The 17,650-nt window shown below is 68.5% G+C and carries 13 protein-coding genes; 5 read left to right on the top strand and 8 right to left on the bottom strand.

What is annotated here, in order from left to right; translation table 11 throughout:
- Positions 1-307 precede the first annotated feature (307 nt).
- A complete protein-coding gene (locus FHU13_RS06660) occupies positions 308-2,176 on the top strand; it encodes an ATP-binding protein (protein WP_183435070.1) in 1,869 nt (622 codons plus the stop codon).
- Positions 2,173-3,549, top strand: coding sequence for a sigma-54 dependent transcriptional regulator (locus FHU13_RS06655; protein WP_183435069.1), 1,377 nt, complete (start codon positions 2,173-2,175; stop codon positions 3,547-3,549). The genes FHU13_RS06660 and FHU13_RS06655 overlap by 4 nt, the downstream gene beginning before the upstream one ends.
- 13 nt (positions 3,550-3,562) lie before the next feature.
- On the opposite strand, the gene FHU13_RS06650 is transcribed toward FHU13_RS06655, so the two are convergent.
- From FHU13_RS06650 to FHU13_RS06635, 4 genes are all read right to left on the bottom strand, one after another.
- The gene (locus tag FHU13_RS06650; RefSeq protein ID WP_183435068.1) at positions 3,563-4,624 is read right to left on the bottom strand and encodes a GGDEF domain-containing protein; all 1,062 of its coding nucleotides are present in this window, start codon (positions 4,622-4,624) and stop codon (positions 3,563-3,565) included.
- 158 nt (positions 4,625-4,782) lie between these two features.
- Complete coding sequence (locus FHU13_RS06645; protein WP_183435067.1) at positions 4,783-7,800, bottom strand: EAL domain-containing protein; 3,018 nt, start codon at positions 7,798-7,800, stop codon at positions 4,783-4,785.
- A 354-nt stretch (positions 7,801-8,154) separates the two neighbouring features.
- The gene (gene gatB, locus FHU13_RS06640) at positions 8,155-9,627 is read right to left on the bottom strand and encodes an Asp-tRNA(Asn)/Glu-tRNA(Gln) amidotransferase subunit GatB (protein ID WP_183435066.1); all 1,473 of its coding nucleotides are present in this window, start codon (positions 9,625-9,627) and stop codon (positions 8,155-8,157) included.
- 74 nt (positions 9,628-9,701) lie between these two features.
- Positions 9,702-10,487 (bottom strand): bifunctional 2-polyprenyl-6-hydroxyphenol methylase/3-demethylubiquinol 3-O-methyltransferase UbiG, encoded by a 786-nt coding sequence (locus FHU13_RS06635; protein ID WP_183435065.1) that lies wholly within the window; start codon positions 10,485-10,487, stop codon positions 9,702-9,704.
- A gap of 364 nt (positions 10,488-10,851) precedes the next feature.
- On the opposite strand from FHU13_RS06635, the gene FHU13_RS06630 reads away from it, so the two are divergent.
- The 3 genes from FHU13_RS06630 to FHU13_RS06620 are packed head-to-tail and all read left to right on the top strand — an operon-like array spanning position 10,852 to position 14,512.
- Positions 10,852-13,104: a TonB-dependent siderophore receptor gene (locus FHU13_RS06630; protein WP_312889561.1), complete on the top strand. Its 2,253-nt coding sequence runs from the start codon at positions 10,852-10,854 to the stop codon at positions 13,102-13,104.
- 8 nt (positions 13,105-13,112) lie between these two features.
- The gene (locus tag FHU13_RS06625; protein WP_312889560.1) at positions 13,113-14,339 is read left to right on the top strand and encodes a PepSY-associated TM helix domain-containing protein; all 1,227 of its coding nucleotides are present in this window, start codon (positions 13,113-13,115) and stop codon (positions 14,337-14,339) included.
- Positions 14,336-14,512, top strand: a complete 177-nt coding sequence (locus FHU13_RS06620; RefSeq protein ID WP_183435064.1) for a hypothetical protein — start codon at positions 14,336-14,338, stop codon at positions 14,510-14,512. The genes FHU13_RS06625 and FHU13_RS06620 overlap by 4 nt, the downstream gene beginning before the upstream one ends.
- Before the next feature lie 45 nt (positions 14,513-14,557).
- Here the strand turns inward: FHU13_RS06620 and FHU13_RS06615 are convergent, their stop codons facing one another.
- The 4 genes from FHU13_RS06615 to FHU13_RS06600 all read right to left on the bottom strand — a co-directional run bounded on the left by FHU13_RS06615 (position 14,558) and on the right by FHU13_RS06600 (position 17,568).
- Positions 14,558-15,445 carry a cation diffusion facilitator family transporter gene (locus FHU13_RS06615; RefSeq protein WP_183435063.1) on the bottom strand — a complete coding sequence of 296 codons (888 nt, stop codon included), beginning with the start codon at positions 15,443-15,445 and terminating at the stop codon, positions 14,558-14,560.
- A 71-nt stretch (positions 15,446-15,516) separates the two neighbouring features.
- Positions 15,517-15,765: a hypothetical protein gene (locus tag FHU13_RS06610; RefSeq protein ID WP_183435062.1), complete on the bottom strand. Its 249-nt coding sequence runs from the start codon at positions 15,763-15,765 to the stop codon at positions 15,517-15,519.
- A gap of 33 nt (positions 15,766-15,798) precedes the next feature.
- Complete coding sequence (locus FHU13_RS06605) at positions 15,799-16,041, bottom strand: hypothetical protein (protein ID WP_183435061.1); 243 nt, start codon at positions 16,039-16,041, stop codon at positions 15,799-15,801.
- Between the two features lie 66 nt (positions 16,042-16,107).
- Positions 16,108-17,568, bottom strand: a complete 1,461-nt coding sequence (locus FHU13_RS06600; RefSeq protein ID WP_183435060.1) for an FAD-dependent monooxygenase — start codon at positions 17,566-17,568, stop codon at positions 16,108-16,110.
- Positions 17,569-17,650 lie beyond the last annotated feature (82 nt).

Genomic DNA, 17,650 nt, shown 5'->3' with positions numbered 1-17,650 from the left:
TTTCTCCCTGTCTGAGCGGTGGACGGTTCGTCGGACCGGTTCACCGAAGACTCCCTCAGGAGGCTTCCGGCGCCGTCCGCTCTTGCTTTTGGCCTCGCGGCACACAGCTCTGCGGTTTGCTCATGGCTGCGTTTCGCATGGGGAATGGCAACCGGCATGCCAGTTCGAAAGTGCCGATAACTTTTTGTTAAAGCCTTGAAATGAATGATATTTCCATCCCGTCCCCCGATCGCCCCGTTTCGCCCGTTGCGGTGATCCGCACGCGAGGTTCCCGAACGTTCCGGAATTTCGCACAGGGCTTACCGGCGTGATCGTGCCCGCCTCGCCTGCCTCGAAAGATTATCGCCGCGCGCTCGTCGTGGTGGCGGGGCTGGTAGTGCTGGCGCTGGCGGGCTGGCTCGGCGGACGGGTGGCGGAGCGTTGGGCGCTCACCGACCTGCGGCGCTCCGCATTCTCTTCGCTCGGGCTGCAGGTCGCGGCGTTCCGGGCCGAGATGCAGACGCAGAGTTCGCTGCCGCTCGCGCTCGCCGCAGACCCCGAGATCGCCCGCGTCGTCGCACCCACGCCGGAACCCGGTCTCGTGACGGGCGTAAATGAACGCCTCGCGCAGATCGCCGAGGCGACCGGCGCGGCCGTGATTTACGTGATTCGCGCCGACGGCGTGACGGTCGCCGCCAGCAATGCAGGCGCGGAGAAAAGCTTCATCGGCCGCAATTACGGATTCCGACCCTATTTCAGAAATTCGATGGCGGCCGGTTCCGGCTCGCAATTCGCCCTGGGGACGGTCAGCGGCCGACCGGGCTACTATCTCGCCCGCCGGCTGCCCCAGGCGGCCGGGGTCGTCGTCGTCAAAATCGAGTTCGACGGGATCGAAGCGGCTTGGCGCACGAGCCGCGAGAGCGTGTTCGTCACCGATCCCCGCGGCATCGTCCTGGTGGCGAGCGAGCCGAGCTGGCGCTTCAAGGCCTTCCGCGCCGTCGATGAAGAGGAACGCAAGCGCATCCGCGAGGCACTCGAGTTCGGTGAGGCGCCGCTCTTGCCCCTGCCGGTACACGCCACGTCGGATGCCGGCGACGTCGTGCGGGTCGGAGGCGGCGCCAAACCCGCTTGGCCGGCACTGATGCTCGACGCGGCGATTCCCGGCACGGAATGGCATCTCCACACCCTGACCCCTGTCGCGGCCGCGGTTCAGCGCGAGCGGGCCCAAGGCCGGGTCATTGCCCTGCTGGCAACCGGCCTCGCCTGGGCCGGGCTCGCCACGCTGCTGGGCCGGCGGCGCCGGATGCGAACACGGCTGGCCGAGGCTGCGACCCGGCGCGAGGAGCTGGAAGCGCGCGTGGCCGAACGCACGCGCGCGCTCAGCGAAGCCAACGGGCAGCTTCTCGCCGAGATCGAGGAGCGCCGCCGGGCCGAAGCCGAGCGCGAGCGTCTGGGCCGCGAGCTGGCGCAGGCCGGGCGGCTGGCGGCTCTGGGGCAGTTCGCGGCCAGCATGGCCCACGAGATCAACCAGCCGCTCGCCGCGATCCGCTCCTACGCCGACAACACCGCGATCCTGGTGCGCCGCGGACGCGTCGACGACGCGGCGGAGAACGTCTCCGCCATCGGCCGGCTGACCGAGCGTATCGGAACCCTGACGCGCCAGCTCAAGGGTTTCGCCCGCCGCGCCTCGGGCCGGCGCGAGCCCGTTCGCCTCTCCGACATCGTGCGCGGCAGCCTCGAAGTGGTCTCCTGGCGCGCGGCACAGGCCGGGATCGCCCTCGACGTGCCGACCCCCGCCCCCGACCTGGCCGTGCTCGGCGACGGGCCGCGCCTGGAACAGGTCGTCGTCAACCTTCTGCAGAACGCCCTCGACGCGGTGACCGGCCGACCCGAGCCTCGGATCGCCCTGCGCATCGAAGAGACGGAGGAGCGGGTCGCCGTCGAGGTCGCCGATAACGGACCGGGCATTCCCGAGGCGGTCCAGGCGCAGGTCTTCGATCCGTTCTTCACCACGAAGTCCGAAGGGCTCGGGCTCGGTCTGGCGATCTGCCGCGGCATCGTCGAGGAATGCGGCGGAACGCTCGGCCTGCGCTCAGGCGTCGAGGGCACGACCTTCCGGATGGAGCTGACCCGCGCCGTCGCTCCGCCGGACGTGGTGAAGGATGGAAGCCCGGTCGGGAGCCTGGAGGCCACATGAGCAGCGAGCCGAACAGCCTGTCCGATCCCGGTTCTCACGACCCGTCCGAGCGGATCGTCTTCATCGACGACGAGGAGGACGTGCGGCGCGCCAACCGTCAAAGCCTGGAGCTCGACGGCTTCCGAGTGGAGACCTTCGCGGCGGCCGAGCCCGCCCTGGCGGCGATCCGGGCCGAGCCGCCGGGCGTCGTCGTCACCGACGTGCGCCTGCCGGGACTCGACGGGCGCGCCCTGTTCGAGCGGATCCGTGCCGTGGACCCGGATCTGCCGGTGATCCTCATCACCGGCCACGGCGACATCTCGATGGCGGTCGCGGCGATGCGCTCGGGCGCCTACGACTTCCTCGCCAAGCCCTATCCGGCGGAGGCGCTGATGGGCTCGGTGCGTCGCGCCCTCGACCATCGCCGGCTGGTTCTGGAGAACCGCCGGCTCAACGCCCGGCTCGACGCGGCGATCGAGGAGGATCCCGCCTTCCTCGGCATCTCGCCGGAGATCGTCGCGCTTCGCCGCCTCGTGCGCGACGTGGCCGGCGCCGATGTCGACGTGCTCGTGCTCGGCGAGACAGGCTCCGGCAAGGAGGTGGTGGCGAACGCCCTGCACCGCTGGAGCCGGCGCGCATCGAAGAACTTCGTCGCGATGAATTGCGGCGCGCTGCCGGATAGCGTGGTGGAAAGCGAGCTGTTCGGCCACGAGGCCGGCGCCTTCACCGGCGCGCTCAAGCGCCGGGTCGGGCGCATCGAGCACGCGCAAGGGGGCACGCTGTTCCTCGACGAGATCGAGAGCATGCCGCTGGCGCTGCAGGTGAAGCTGCTGCGGGTCCTGCAAGAACGGGTGGTCGAGCCGCTGGGCACCAACGAGCGACGGCCGGTCGACATGCGCGTCGTCTCGGCCACCAAGGTCGATCTCGGGCAGGAGGCCGCCGCCGGCACCTTCCGCGACGACCTCTACCACCGGCTCAACGTCGTTACGATCGCGATCCCGCCCCTGCGCGAGCGGCGTGAGGACATCCTGCTGTTGTTCCAGCACTTCCTGACCCGCGCCGCCGCCCGGTTCGGGCGCGAGGCGCCCCCAGTGACAGCGGCGATGCGGGATCACCTCCAGCGCCATTCCTGGCCCGGCAACGTGCGCGAACTCGACCACTTCGCGGAGCGCTGCGCGCTGGGTCTGACCGGGCAGGCCGTCCCGGAGGCGTCCCCGGCGACGGCACTCAGCCTGTCCGAGCAGGTCGAGCGGTTCGAGCGCGGCCTGATCCGCGAGGAGTTGATCATGGCCGGCGGCGATGTGCGGCTGGCCGCCGAGTCCCTGGGTGTGCCCCGCAAGACCCTCTACGACAAGATTGCCCGCTACGGCCTCGCGCCGACCGATTTCCGCTGATCGGCGCAAGCGGTCAGGCGACGGCCGCCTGCGGCGTGGGGCAGACGCGGTCGCGGCCGGTCCGCTTGGCCTCGTAGAGCGCGCGGTCCGCCCGCTCGATCACGTCGCGGGCGGTCTCGCCCGGTCGGTACTGCGCGACGCCGGCCGAGATCGTCACCTGGGCCACGACATCGCCGGAGCCGCGCTTGACCAGCCGCTGAGCGCGCAGCCGGCCACAGATCTCCTGCGCGAGGGCGACGCCGGCGCCGATGCCGGCTTCCCCCAGCACGATTGCGAATTCCTCGCCTCCGTAGCGCGCGGCGAGGTCGCGCTCGGCCGTCTTCTCGCAGAGCAACCGCCCGACCAGCCGCAGCACCTGATCACCGAAGCGGTGGCCATGCCGGTCGTTGAGATTCTTGAAGTGGTCGATATCGAGCAGAAGCAGGGAGAACGTGCTGCCGGCATCGGCCCGGGTCCGGGCCACCGAGTCGCGCAGGAACCCGTCGAAGGCCTTGCGATTCGCCAATCCCGTCAGGGCATCGGTCGCCGCTTCCCGCCGCGTTTCGATAAGGGTTCGGTGCAGCTTGGCAATGTGTCCGGCGGAGGTCGAGAGCTGCTCCTCGAGCAGCCGGTTGCGGCTCCGCGCCGCTTCGGTCTCGCTGATCATGGCAACGAGCGCCGTCATGAGTTCGTCGGTAGTCGGGCGTGCCGTCAGGCGGCCGAACCAATGGGTCAGTGCGTCGCCGTATCCGGCAAGCGCCTTCGAACTGCCCGCAACGCGCTCCGCCAGGACGCCGGCCACGTCGGCCAGTTGGCCGACTCCGTCGAGCATGCGCGCCTCCGTCGAGGTTCCGGCGATGCAGGCGTCATAGAACGTGTTCGCCTGCTCCTCCGTCAGCGTGCCGCCAGGAGCGAGACAGGGAGCGAGGCGCTCCGCGAGCGGCGGGTTGCCGCCGCTGAAGTAGGTGTGCAGCAGGTCGTAATTCCGCGGGGAGGGCGTGAGCCCATACCGGGCGAGAGCCTCCCAGGCGCATTGAGCGGAGACCCGGCCGGGGTCGCGGCTCACATCCGCCTGCTGCTGCACCTGTCCCGGCATCACCACCCATACCCGGCCAACGACGTATCGACGACTCTGATACCCGGTTACTGTTAAATTTCAGTCTTCCAACTCGAAGCCCGGATTTCTTTCCGGCCAGCACTTGCTCGGAAGTCACACTCGATTGCGGACTCCGCCTGCCCAGCATCTTCATCGGCTCAAGCGACGGCCCGTTCCGCAACGAGAGCCTTGGCCTGAAGAGCCGGCAGCGGCCTGCCGAGCAGGAACCCCTGAACCTCGGTGCAGCCCTTGCGCCGGACCCGCGCCAGTTGTTCCTCCGTCTCCACGCCCTCGGCGGTGATGGCCATCCCGAGGCGCTCGCCCAAGCCCACGACGGCCCGCACCACCGCCGCCGCCTCCGGCTCGTCGATGTCGCGGATGAAGGATCGATCGATCTTGATCTTGTCGAAGGGGAACCGGCACAGGTAGCTCAGGGACGAGTAGCCGGTGCCGAAATCGTCGAGCGCGATCCGCACGCCCATGGCGCGCAGGCGATGCAGGCAGCCGATCACGGCGTCCGAGTTCTGCATCAGCACGCTCTCGGTAATCTCCAGCTCGAGCCGCCCGGCCGGCAGACCCGAGGCGGCGAGCGCGCGCACCACGCTCTGCTCGAGTCCGGTCTTCCGGAACTGCACCGCGGACACGTTGACGGCGACCCGCAAGTCGCCCGGCCATGCAGCCGCCTCACGGCAGGCCTCGTGCAGCGCCCAGGCGCCGAGCTGCGTGATGAGGCCGGTCTCTTCCGCCAGCGGAATAAAGTCACCCGGCGAGACCGGGCCGTGCACCGGATGCTCCCAGCGCAGAAGCGCCTCGAAGCCCTTCGGCGCACCGTCCGTTAGGCCGAAGATCGGCTGGTAATGCAGCGCGAACCCGCCGGAGCGGATCGACTCGCGCATGTCGATCTCCAGCAGGTTGCGGGTCGCGACGGCGAGATCCATGCCGCTCTCGTAGAACCGGAAGGTGTTGCGCCCGGAATCCTTGGCTCGATAGAGAGCGATGTCGGCGTTCTTGAACAAGGTATCGGCGCTGTCGCCGTGCCGCGGCCAGATCGCGACGCCGATGCTGACACCGACGGTGGTGGCGCGGCCGTCGAGATCGATCGGCTGGCCGACGGTCTCGATCAGCCGCCGCGCGACGGAGGCGATCCGGCGGGGCTCACCCCGACCCGGCATGATGATGGCGAACTCGTCACCGCCGAGCCGGGCCACCACGTCGCCCTCGTGCAGGACCTCGCGCAGGCGCCTCGCGACGATGCAGAGCAGGGCGTCGCCGGCCGGATGGCCGAAGGTGTCGTTCACGGCCTTGAAGCGGTCGAGGTCGCAGCACAGCACGGCCACCCGGCCCTCGTTACGCCGCGCCGACGCGATTTCGCGGCTCAGCGTCTCCTGGAACAGACGGCGGTTGGGCAAGCCCGTGAGCGCGTCGTGGCGGGCCATGTGCTCGATCAGCGCCTGTGCGCGCTTGCGCTCTGTCGCGTCCGCGACGGTGCCCTCGAACCAGATCGGCCGGCCCTCGGCGTCACACACCACCCAGGCCGTCTCTGCGACCCAGATACGCTCGCCGCCCGCGTGACGGCGGATCTCGGACACGAAGTCCTCGACGTGGCCCTCTTGGGTGAGACATTTCAGGAAGGCGGCGTGCCGGCCCGGCTCGACATACCAGTCGTGGCTGAAATCCGAGAGCGGCAGGGGAACGGGGACATCGCCGTAGCCGTGCAGGCGGTCGAGCGCCCGGTTGGCCTGGACGATGCCACCGTCTAGCCGCGCACGGTAGACCCCGATCACCGCGTTCTGGAACAGCGACTGGTAATCGGCTTCGGCCGAGCGAAGGGCCGCCTCGCCCTTCCGGCGTTCGGTCAGGTCGGTGTAGGTGCAGACGAGGCCGCCGGAGGCCATCGGCGCGAGCCGCGTCTCGAGAATCGTGCCGTTTGGGCGCGAGCACTCGTAGCTCTGGACTTCGAGCGGGAAGTCGCCCTGCTGCATCGATTCCTGAACCTCGGTGAGCGCGCCCCGGAATGCGCTGCTCTGCGCGAGATGGCGCCGCACCGCCGCGAAGGATGCCCCCTCGTGCAGAACGTCCTCCGACAGTTCGAGCAGGTCGCGGGCGCGCTGATTGTGAACCTGAACCCGCTTGTCGGGGCCGATCATTACGAGCCCCTGGTCCATCGCCTCGAGGGTGGCACGCATCGCCTCGCCGGTCTCGCGCAGGCGCTGCTCGGAGAGGGCCAGCTCGGTCACGTCGAGGCAGACGCCGAAGATCGAGACGAGCCGGCCCGCATCGTCGTGCTCTCCGACCCCATGCACCGCCACCACCCGCACCTCGCCGTCGGGACGAACGAGGCGGGAGCGATGCTCGTAGCCGCCACCCAGGGTCTGGCTGCGGCCTGCGAAGGCGTCGTCGATGGAGGCCCGGACCCGTTCGAGGTCATCCGGGTGATAGAAGCCGACATGCGTTTCGAGCGGCAGCGGCGCGAGACCGGCGTTGCGCCCGAAGATGCGGGCAATCCCGTCCGACCACGTGATGGTGTGTGTGGCGACATCGATCCGCCAATGGCCGAAGGCAGCGATGCGCTCGGCCATGGCGTGGGCTGCCTCGATCGCTCGCAGCCGCGCCTCCCACTCCGCGAGGCGCGCGTCCGCATTCCGGCGCTCGACGACCTCAGCCTCCGCCGCGCGCCGGGCCTCCTCAAGCTGGAGATGGGCCTCGGCCACGAGCGCCAATTCGTGCAGGGAGTGCAGCCGGTCGGGAGACAGATCGCTCCGCGGCACCCGGTCCATCAGGCAGAGGGTGCCGATGACACGGCCCGAAGTCGAGCCGATCGCGATCCCTGCATAGAAGCGGGCACGAGGGTCTCCGACGACGAGCGGATTCTCGACGAAACGTTCGTCCTGGATCAGGTCGGGGACGACGAGAGACTGCCCTCGCTGCCGCCGAATCGTGTGATTGCAGAAGGCGCTCTCGCGCTCGACGCCGTCATCCTCGACGCCGTAACGAGCCCGGAAACGGAAGCGGTCCTCGTCCACGAGGGCGACCATCGCCATCGGGACCGCGAAGATTTCGACGGCGGAGCGGCACAGGTCATCGAGCTGTCCCACCGGCTCGGCCTCGGAGGGCGTGTGCCGTTCAGGTGCCACGACTCCGTAGTGGGTGGCCGACACCGGACGGGTCGCTGTCATCGCTCGACTTTCCCGCAGGCGTCCGACCGAACCGCGGCGCCGTTTCGGTCGGTGAAATGCAGTGGAGCGTCTCAGCCTGAGGTTAAGAGGGGGTCACAAATTGCACGATCAACGACGGTTCGCGCTCCGGGCAGAACGGCGAAGTGAAGTTTTCCTGAGCAACATCAATGAATTACAGCGATTTAGCACGTATTTGGAAAGGAAATTTTCCTGAACTGGTGACGGTCCAGCCGAGCGGTTCAAAAGTCCCTATGCGCGAATTACCGCGCGCCGGCGCAAAGGTCGACAGAAGACCATTTGACCGACGCGAAAGCCTTAGCTCAACTGCTGTAGCTTCTCCGAAAAGTCCGAAGACTACTCGATACCGAGTTTATCCTTGAGGAGTGCATTGACGGCGGCCGGATTGGCCTTGCCGCCGGTCGCCTTCATGGTCTGGCCGACGAACCAGCCGAGCAGGGTCGGCTTGGCCTTGGCCTGCTCGACCTTGTCGGGATTGGCCGCGATGATCGCGTCCACCGCCGCCTCGATGGCACCGGTGTCGGTCACCTGCTTCAAGCCGCGGGTCTCGACGATCTCCCGCGGGTTGCCGCCCTCGGCCCAGACGATCTCGAACAGGTCCTTGGCGATCTTGCCCGAGATCACGCCCTCGCCAATGAGGTCGACGATGGTGCCGAGTTGCTCGGCGGAGACTGGCGTATCCTCGATGGTCCGGCCCTCCTTGTTGAGGCGGCCGAACAGCTCGTTGATGACCCAGTTCGCGGCAGCCTTGCCGTCGCGCCCGCGCGCCACCGCCTCGAAGTAGTCGGCCGAGGCTCGCTCGGCGACGAGCACGCCGGCATCGTAAGCGCTGAGGCCGAAATCCTTGATGAAGCGCGCCTTCTTGGCGTCCGGCAGCTCCGGCAGACCCGAAGCCAGCGCATCGACGTAGGCCTGGTCGAATTCGAGCGGCAGCAGGTCGGGATCGGGGAAGTAGCGGTAGTCGTGCGCCTCTTCCTTCGAGCGCATCGAGCGGGTCTCGCCCTTGCCCGGATCGAACAGGCGCGTCTCCTGATCGATCTTGCCGCCATCCTCCAGAATCGCGATCTGGCGCCGCGCCTCGACCTCGATCGCCTGGCCGATGAAGCGGATCGAGTTGACGTTCTTGATCTCGCAGCGCGTGCCGAGCGGCTCACCGGGGCGGCGTACCGAGACGTTCACGTCGGCGCGGAGACTCCCTTTCTCCATGTCGCCGTCGCAGGTACCGAGATAGCGCAAGATCGTGCGCAGCTTCGTCACGTAGGCCCTGGCCTCCTCCGAAGAGCGCAGATCGGGCCGGGAGACGATCTCCATCAGCGCCACGCCGGAGCGGTTGAGATCGACGAAGCTCTTGGTCGGATCCTGGTCGTGCAGGGACTTGCCGGCATCCTGTTCGAGGTGCAGCCGCTCGATGCCCACCGTGATCGACTCGCCCTCGGGCAGATCGACCAGCACCTCGCCCTCGCCGACGATCGGGTCCTTGTACTGCGAGATCTGGTAGCCCTGCGGCAAGTCCGGATAGAAGTAGTTCTTCCGGTCGAAGACGGAGCGAAGGTTGATCCGGGCCTTGAGCCCGAGACCGGTGCGCACGGCCTGGGCGACGCATTCCTCGTTGATGACCGGCAGCATGCCGGGCATGGCCGCATCGACCAACGAGACGTGGTCGTTGGGCTCGCCGCCGAAGGCGGTCGAGGCGCCGGAGAATAGCTTGGAGCGGCTTGTGACCTGGGCGTGGATCTCCATGCCGATCACGACCTCCCAGTCGTGCAGGCCGCCCTTGATAAGCTTCTTCGGATCGACGCGCTCGGTCATTCTCTTCGACTTCGGTGCCGGCACCGTCGGATCGGCGCCTTTCGAGGTTGTGTAGGGAGCCGGCGCGGGACGGGTCAAGCGGCAGAAGCGGCAGGCGGGCGTTGGGCCGCCAGCGTCACGGCGGGTCCATTCACGAAATCCGGATCATCGGCGATGATCGTCGTCTCGGTAAGACCGTGATGGGCGAGCACCCGGATCAGGTCGGGAAGCCCGATCCAGCGGGTCTTGCCCTGGTTGCCGCCCCAGAAGGTGGCCAGCCCGCGGTCGCGGTAGGTCAGCTCGTGCAGGGTGAGGTTCAGCCCCCCGTGCTCGACCGGGCGCGGCACGTGGCGGCGCAGACGGGCCTGCGGGGCGTAGTAGTGGGTCCAGAGGAACAGCCGGTCGGAGCGGGCAGCGGCGAGCCGGATCAGTTCGAGCGGATCGAACATGTGGTAGAGAATGCCGCAGGCGAAGATCAGGTCGTAGCGCGGCCCCGACGCGGCGAGATGCCGGCTGACATCGCCGAGCAGGAAGGTCGAGCGGTTGAGGCCGGCGATGTTCTTGACGATGAGCGACTTGAGGAAGGCCTCCGAGTTCGACTCCACCGCCGTGACGCTGTTCGCGCCGAGCGCTTCGAGCTGGCAGGTATGGGCGCCTTCGAGCGGCCCGAGTTCGAGGATGTCGTAGCCGTCGAAGCGCCCGTCGCGTCCCAAAATCTCCGCCGCCTGCCGCGGGCGCGGATCGGCGCGGAAGCCTGGCAGGCCGCCGCCGACCGGCAGGTCGGGAACGAGTTCGCTGAGATCGCTCGCCCAGCGTCCCTCGAACAGATCGTAGGCATTGCGGTGGGTGGGGACGTCGATGTTGAAGGTCCGCTTGATCATGCCGTCCTGCCGCTGCGCCCCGCCGCACTGCGCGTCCCGCCTCCCGACGTCAAGTCCTTGTGTCCGGAAGGCAACAGTCAGGGGCGGTCGCGCGGGGACGGGGGTCTGCAATCGCCGTCACAAGGCAGGACCGTCTTCCAAAATTCCCGTTCCAAATGACCGCCTTAGCCGTTTGCGGGAAAGTCGGCGGCAGCCGGCTTGAATTTGTAATTACTCTAATAACATAAGATAGTAATTGTGCGAATCCTGATCATGCCGTCTCAGCGAAAGGCCTGCGCAATCCGGCGCGCAAGGACTTCGGGGAAGCCGGATCGGTCGATCTATCATGCGACATCGGGTTCCTTCATCGCGTGCGGACAGCTCCGTGCGCGCTCTTCGTGTGTTCGGTCTTGCCGGCTCCGTCATGCTCGTCGGCCTCGGCCAGGCGCAGGCGCAAGCCGCGAAACCCCGCGGCGCCTCAAACACGCCGACACCAGTCGGCGCCGCGGAAGCCTCGGTGCAGCTCGAAGAACTCTCGGTCGAGGGACAGCAGCCGACCTATGGCACGACCGGCTTCGTTGCGACGCGCTCAACCGCGGGCACGAAGGGCAACGGGTCGATCCTTGAGACGCCTGCCACGGTCAGCGTCATCACCCGCGAGGAACTCGACGTGCGCGGCGTGCAGGATCTGAACACGGCGGTGGCCTATACCTCGAACGTTCAGGCGGTCGATTATCCCGGCGGCCAGGGCGGGCCGACCTTCACCCTGCGCGGCTTCAACGCGAACAACTTCGACAACGTCTACGAGGACGGCCTTCGCTACGGCTTCAACTCGTTCGACCAGAATGTCGAACCCTATGCCTACGAGCGCATAGACGTCGTGAAGGGTCCGATCTCGGTGCTCTACGGCGCCGGCCAGCCCGGCGGCATCATCAACCTCGTCTCGAAGCGGCCTTCCTTCACGCCCTTCAACGAAGTCATTCTGCAGGGCGGCAACCGCAACCGGATTCAAGCGGGCTTCGACCTGACCGGCCCGGTCGACGGCGCGCCTCAATTCGCCTACCGCATCACCGGCCTGATCCGGAACGCCGACAGCCAGGTCCGCTACACGCCGGACGACCGGACCTTCATCGCCCCCGCCGTCACGTGGCGCCCGGATGCCGACACCTCGCTCACCGTGCTCGCCAAATACGCCGAGTTCCGCGGCAGCGGCTCCGAGCAGAGCCTGCCGGTCGTCGGCAGCATCATCCCGAGCGCCCGCGGCTTCTACCCGCGCGACGTCTTCGTGGGGCAGCCGAACTTCAACACCGGCCTCCTGGAGAACAAGGAGATCGGCTACATCCTCGACCACACCTTCGCGCCCGGCTGGCTGTTCCACTCGGCCTTCCGCGCCTACGAGACGACCTCGAAGTTCGACGGTTACGGGGCGTCCGCCGCCCAGACGCCGGCCAACTTCCTGTCGGTCTCGGTCTTCCCCTACCTTCGCAACCAGTCGAGTCAGGGACTGCTCGCAGACAACCATATCGAGGGCCGGTTCGACGCCTTCGACGTCCAGCACAACGTCGTCTTCGGCATCGACTTCCAGAACTATCTCCGCCGCGACGCGCGGACCTTCCCGCTCGGCTATCCGACCGCCGCCGCCAACCGTCTGATCGACCTCTACAATCCGGTCTACAATCTGAGCATCGCCTTCCCCCTGCGGACGAACGTCGCCACCCGCGCGACGCAGCAGCAGACCGGCCTCTACTTCCAGGACCAGATGAAGTGGAACGGCTTCATCCTCACGGGGAGCGTGCGCAACGACTGGGTCGATCAGGAAGTCCGCACGACCTTCAACTTCCCCAACCTCCCGCTCCCGACCCTGAACCGGACCACGGTCGATCAGCAGAGCTTCTCGGCGCTAAGCTACCGCGTCGCCCTGGGCTACGAGTTCGACGCCGGCGTGGTGCCCTACGTATCGTACTCGACCTCCTTCAACCCGCAGATCGCGGGCCAGCGGGCCGACGGATCGGCTCTGGAGCCGCGCGAGGCCAAGCAGATCGAGGGCGGCGTCAAGTGGCAGCCGGAGGGCAGCAACACCCTCTACACCGCCTCCTATTTCGAGATCACGCAGACCAACATCCCGCTGGCCGACCCGCTCAACCCCGGCTTCTTCATCCAGACCGGCGAAGCGGTGGCGAACGGCTTCGAACTCGAGGGCAAGGCCAGCCTGTTCGAGGGGTTCAACCTGATCTTCGGCTTCGCGCATCTCGACACGAAGGTGACGAAGAACCCGTCAAACCCGGCGCTGGTCGGGAACCGGCTTCTCAACGCGCCGGCCAACACCCTCTCGCTGTTCGCCGACTATGCCTTCCCGCTCGGCTCGCCCTTCGGCGGCTTCCGCGCGGGGGCCGGCGTGCGCTACGTCGGCGCCCGGACCGACGCGACCAATGTCGACCACATTCCGGCCTACGCCCTCGTCGACGCCTCGCTCAGCTACGACCTCGCCCGGCTGAACCCGGCCTGGAACGGGGCGATCCTCTCGGTGAACGCGACCAACCTGTTCGACCAGCGCTACTTCACCTCCGGCTTCTACATCGGCTACGTCTTCGAGGGCTTCCGGCGCAGCGTCTTCGGAACGCTGACCTATCGCTGGTAGGCAGGGCCGTGACGCATCCGGCGCGCATCGTGGCGGGGACGAGGACGCGACCGCCGCCGGGTGCGGCGGCGGTTGCACCGGTCCGCTTCACCGCGTCGCGCGGGTTTCGCGTCTCGCTGTGGCTGCACCGCTGGACCGGGCTGATCGCGGCACCGTTCTTCCTGATCCTCTGCATCACCGGGACGATCCTGATCTTCCACGAGGAGATCGACGAGGGCCTCGGTTACGCGGCGCATGCGGAAGCGGCCTCGCCGGGCACGCCCGAGCGTCCGCTCTCCGAGATCGTCGCCACCGCAGTGGCCAAGACTCCGGAGCGGCGACCGCTGGCACTGGTCTTCGATGCGGACCATCCCGAGCGGGTCACCGTCAGCCTCGTGGAGCCCGGCACCCGCTCCTTCGACGGGGCCAAGCCCGTCGTGCTCGACCGATATCGCGGCACCGCGATCGAGGCGCCCGATCCGCGCTCGACACCGACCGGGATCATCCTCACCCTGCACGCCAACTGGTTCCTCGGCCTGCCGGGCGAACTCGCGGGCGGGGTCGTCGCCCTGCTCGTGGTGATCTGCCTCGTCACGGGAGTCGTGATCTACGGCCCCTTCATCAAGGGCCTCGCCTTCGGCCTGATCCGGCGCGGCCGGGGCGAGCGCCTGCGCCAGCGCGACCTGCACAACTTCCTCGGCACGGTGACGCTCGGTTGGGCGCTCCTCGTCAGCGCGACCGGCGTCACCCTCGCGCTCGGGGACATCGCCCTGAAGGTCTGGCAGGCGACCGAGTTGCAGCGCCTGGCCGTCGCTCACGGTGGACAAGGCCACGCACTCGCTACGGGACCGGGCGCTTCCCTCGACGCGGTGCGCGCCGCGGCGGAAGCGGCCAAGCCCGGCTGGCGGACGAGCCTGATGCTCTATCCCGGCAGCGCCTTCTCCACCGACCGGCATTTTACGGTGCTGCTGGTCGGCCCCGAGGGCCTTCAGAAGCGGCTTTTCGAGATCGCCCTGGTCGATGCGGCGGATGCGCGGGTGGCCGAGATCGCGACTTTGCCCTGGTACCTCGTGGTGACGCAACTCTCGCAACCGCTGCATTTCGGCGATTACGGCGGCCTGCCGCTCAAGCTGCTCTGGACGGCCTGCGCGTGGTTCACGCTCTTCGTCACCGGCAACGGCGCGTGGCTGTGGTTCGCCCGCCGTCCGCGCCGGAAGGCGGCGGGCGAGGAGCGCGGGGCAGGGCAAACGGCATGATCTGGGCGCGCCATCCCACCGGCGTCGCGCTGGCGGTGACGACCGTCACGATCGCCGGGCTCGCCGCCATGCTGGCCGAAGGGGCGGCGTGGAAGGTCGCGGGCTTCATCCTGGCCGCAGTCCCTCCGGCGGCGGGATTGGCGGCCTACCTGAGCCATCGGCGCGGCCGGTAGAACCCGACAGGCATCGAACCGGGATCCGGACCGGTCGTGTTGTCCTCAGATCACCGGCACGCCGCGACTCTTGGCCTGATCGGCCGGCTCGACATGGATCACCACCACCGCGCCCTCGATCTCTGCCTCGATCACGCCCTCCAGCCGGTCGCAGATCGCGTGGGACTCGAACACCGTCATCTCGCCCGGCACGACGAGGTGGAAGTCGATGAAGGTGGCGCTGCCGGCATGGCGAGTGCGCACGTCGTGGGCCTCCAGCGCGCCCTCGCTGTGCGTCGAGATTAGACCGCGGATGCGGCTGACCATCTCGGGCGAGGCCGCCTGATCCATCAGGCCGTTGACCGAATCGCGCACCATGGTCCAGCCCGACCAGAGGATGTTGAGGGCGACGAGGCCCGCCACGATCGGATCGAGCACCAGGGTTCCGGTGGCGAGGACGAGCCCGAGGCCGACGAGCACGCCGCCCGAGGTCACCACGTCGGCGAGGATGTGGCGGGCATCGGCCAACAGGGCGGGCGAGCGCAGCCGTCGGCCGCGCCGGAACAGCAGCAGCGCCCAGACCGCGTTGATCACGGTGGCGACGCCATTGACCGCGAGGCCGAGCGCGGGCGCATCGAGCGGTTTCGGGTCGAGGACGCCGAAATAGGCTTCGCGCAGGATCAGCAGGGCGGCGACGATGACCAGCGCGCCCTCGATCACCGCGGAGAAGTACTCGGCCTTGTGGTGGCCGTAGGGGTGATCCTCGTCGGCCGGCTGCGCGGCGACGCGCACGGCCAGGAACGCGCAGGCCGCGGCCACGACGTTGATGATGCTCTCCAGCGCGTCGGAATAGAGCGCGAGGCTGCCGGTGAGCCAGTAGGCTGTGAATTTCAGCGCGGTGACGAGCACGCCGACGGCGGCGGACGCCAGGGCGGCCTTCTCGGTTCCTGTCATGCGACTTCAGGGGCGGGGAGGGGACGTCCCGCCCTTACGATCCGCGCTTCCGGAAGGCCACGGCAAAGGTTTTAGCTCGGGCTATCGCCCTCCGAAGCCGCCTGCGCCGTCGCGGGGAGGCGGCCTCGGGCGACCTCCTTCGCGCGGGACCGCTCGGCCTTCTCGAGAGCCCGCCGCGCTTTGCGGGCATAGAGGCGGCCGATCCAGCCGAAACTCGCCCGCGCCGACAATTCGTCGAAGCGGGCCGCCTCCCGCTCCCAGTAGCGCACGAGCTGCGCGTCGAGGGTCTCGTGCAGCGGCTTCTTGCCGGCTTCAGTCATGGCGAAGACATCCTCAGGGACCGGCTGCCCGCTTCACGTGTTCGGTGCAAGTGGCGCATCGATCCCCACCACCAAGGCCTCTGCATCGCCCCGGAAGCTGCTGCCCCCATCGCCAGTTGGATGACCCGGCGTTCCGAAAGGCTCACTCGGATAGACCTTCTCGAAGCGGCGACGGGTAGCGTCCGTGTTCTCAGCCTTGAGGGTGATCCGCAGCGTCTCGGGCAGAGGCCAGCGCGGGTCGGCGGGATCGCGCGGACGTGCGGCAAACCATATCATCGTGGGCGGCTTCCTCCGTCGGATCGAAAGCTCAACGCGCGAGGAGGCGCCTCGGCTGCACCGCTCTCAGGCTGTCCCGCATTCTTTCAGGTAGCGCGCAGCTGCATCCCAGTCGGCGGCGCCAGCCGCGAACCCGACATAGCCGTCCGGGCGCACGAGATGCAGGCGCCCCGGCTCCGGATTCTTGCGCGGGACGGGCTGAACCAGGCCGGGAAACCGGCCGCCGAGTGCCGTCCCGCTTTCGGCATCCGCGGCGTAGAGGACGAAGCGCGGGTCCGCGCCCGCACCAGGCGGAGGCCCGGCCGCATCCTCCGGCCGCCAGCGCCGGCCGGCGCCCGACCCGACGGAGAGCGGGGAGGCGGGATAGCCGATCTCGATCTCGCTCATCGTCGCCGCCATCCGCCGCCGCACCGCCGGAAGGCTGAGAAGAAGCCGCAGCGCGCGGTTGCGGACGGACTGGGCGAGAGGGTTGGCCAGCGTCGCCATGGCAGTCAGCCGCCCGGCATTGCGCAGAACCATCTCGCCGACGGCGTTGCGCTCCGGGCTGTAGCTGTCGAGGAGCCTCGGGGCCGCCGTCCCACGCAGCACCAGGGCGAGCTTCCAGGCGAGGTTCACCGCATCCTGCATGCCGGTGTTCATGCCCTGTCCGCCGGCCGGGCTGTGAATATGGGCCGCATCCCCCGCCAGGAAGACCCGATCCCTTCGGTACTCGGAGACCTTGCGCTCGTGGATGCGGAAGCGGCTGAGCCAGACCGGATCGGAAACGCGGATGCCGGGCCCGGCCCGCGCGGCGACCAGAGCCTGCACCTCGGCCAGCGTCGGATCGGGCCTTACTCGCCCATCCGCGCGCCCGACCGTCGCGACCACCCGCGCCCGTCCGCCTGGGATCGGGAAGATCACGAACGGACCGTCCTGGTGGAGATAGACCGCGATCGCGTCGCCGGGCGGCGCGCCGACGCCGTCGAGGCGGATATCGGCCAGCAGCCACTCATCGCCCTGCGCCGTGCCCTGGAAGGGCAGGCCGAGGCCGTGGCGCACGGCGCTGTGGGCGCCGTCGCAGCCGATCAGGTAGGCCGTCGTGACCTGCTCCTCACGCCCGTCGGCGTGGGCGAGCCGCGCCTCCACCCCGTCGGCCGTCTGTGAGAAGGCCGTGAGTTCGACCTCACGCTCGACCGCGACCCCGAAGCCGCGCAGATGTTCGGCGAGCAGCCGCTCGGTGTCGCTCTGCGGGATCATCAGCCCGAAGGCGTAGGGGCTGGCGATATCGGAAAAATCCGGTCCGCCGAGCACCCGGCCGCCGCCGCGCAGGATCGCACCGCGAGCACGCAGTCCCGCGGCGAGGAAGGCCTCGGTGCAGCCCATCCGGTCCATCAGTTCGAGGGTACGTGACCAGACGACGAGCGCCTTGGAGGTCCGCGTCGCTTGGCGAGCGCGGTCGATCAGCCGGACGCCGACGCGATAGCGCGCGAGTTCGCAGGCGAGCGTCAGGCCGACCGGCCCGGCACCCACGATCAGGACGTCTGCCATAGACTCTGCCTCTGCCGAACCTCCGGGCCATGCTGCCCTTGGCGGCCTCCTGGATCAATCCGCCATTTGCGTCGGGCGCCCA

The organism is Methylobacterium sp. R2-1 (assembly GCF_014191355.1).
In the GTDB taxonomy this organism is placed as follows: Bacteria; Pseudomonadota; Alphaproteobacteria; order Rhizobiales; family Beijerinckiaceae; genus Methylobacterium.
The sequence above is the reverse complement of the archived record's forward strand: the minus strand, read 5'-3'. Positions and strand labels throughout refer to the sequence as shown.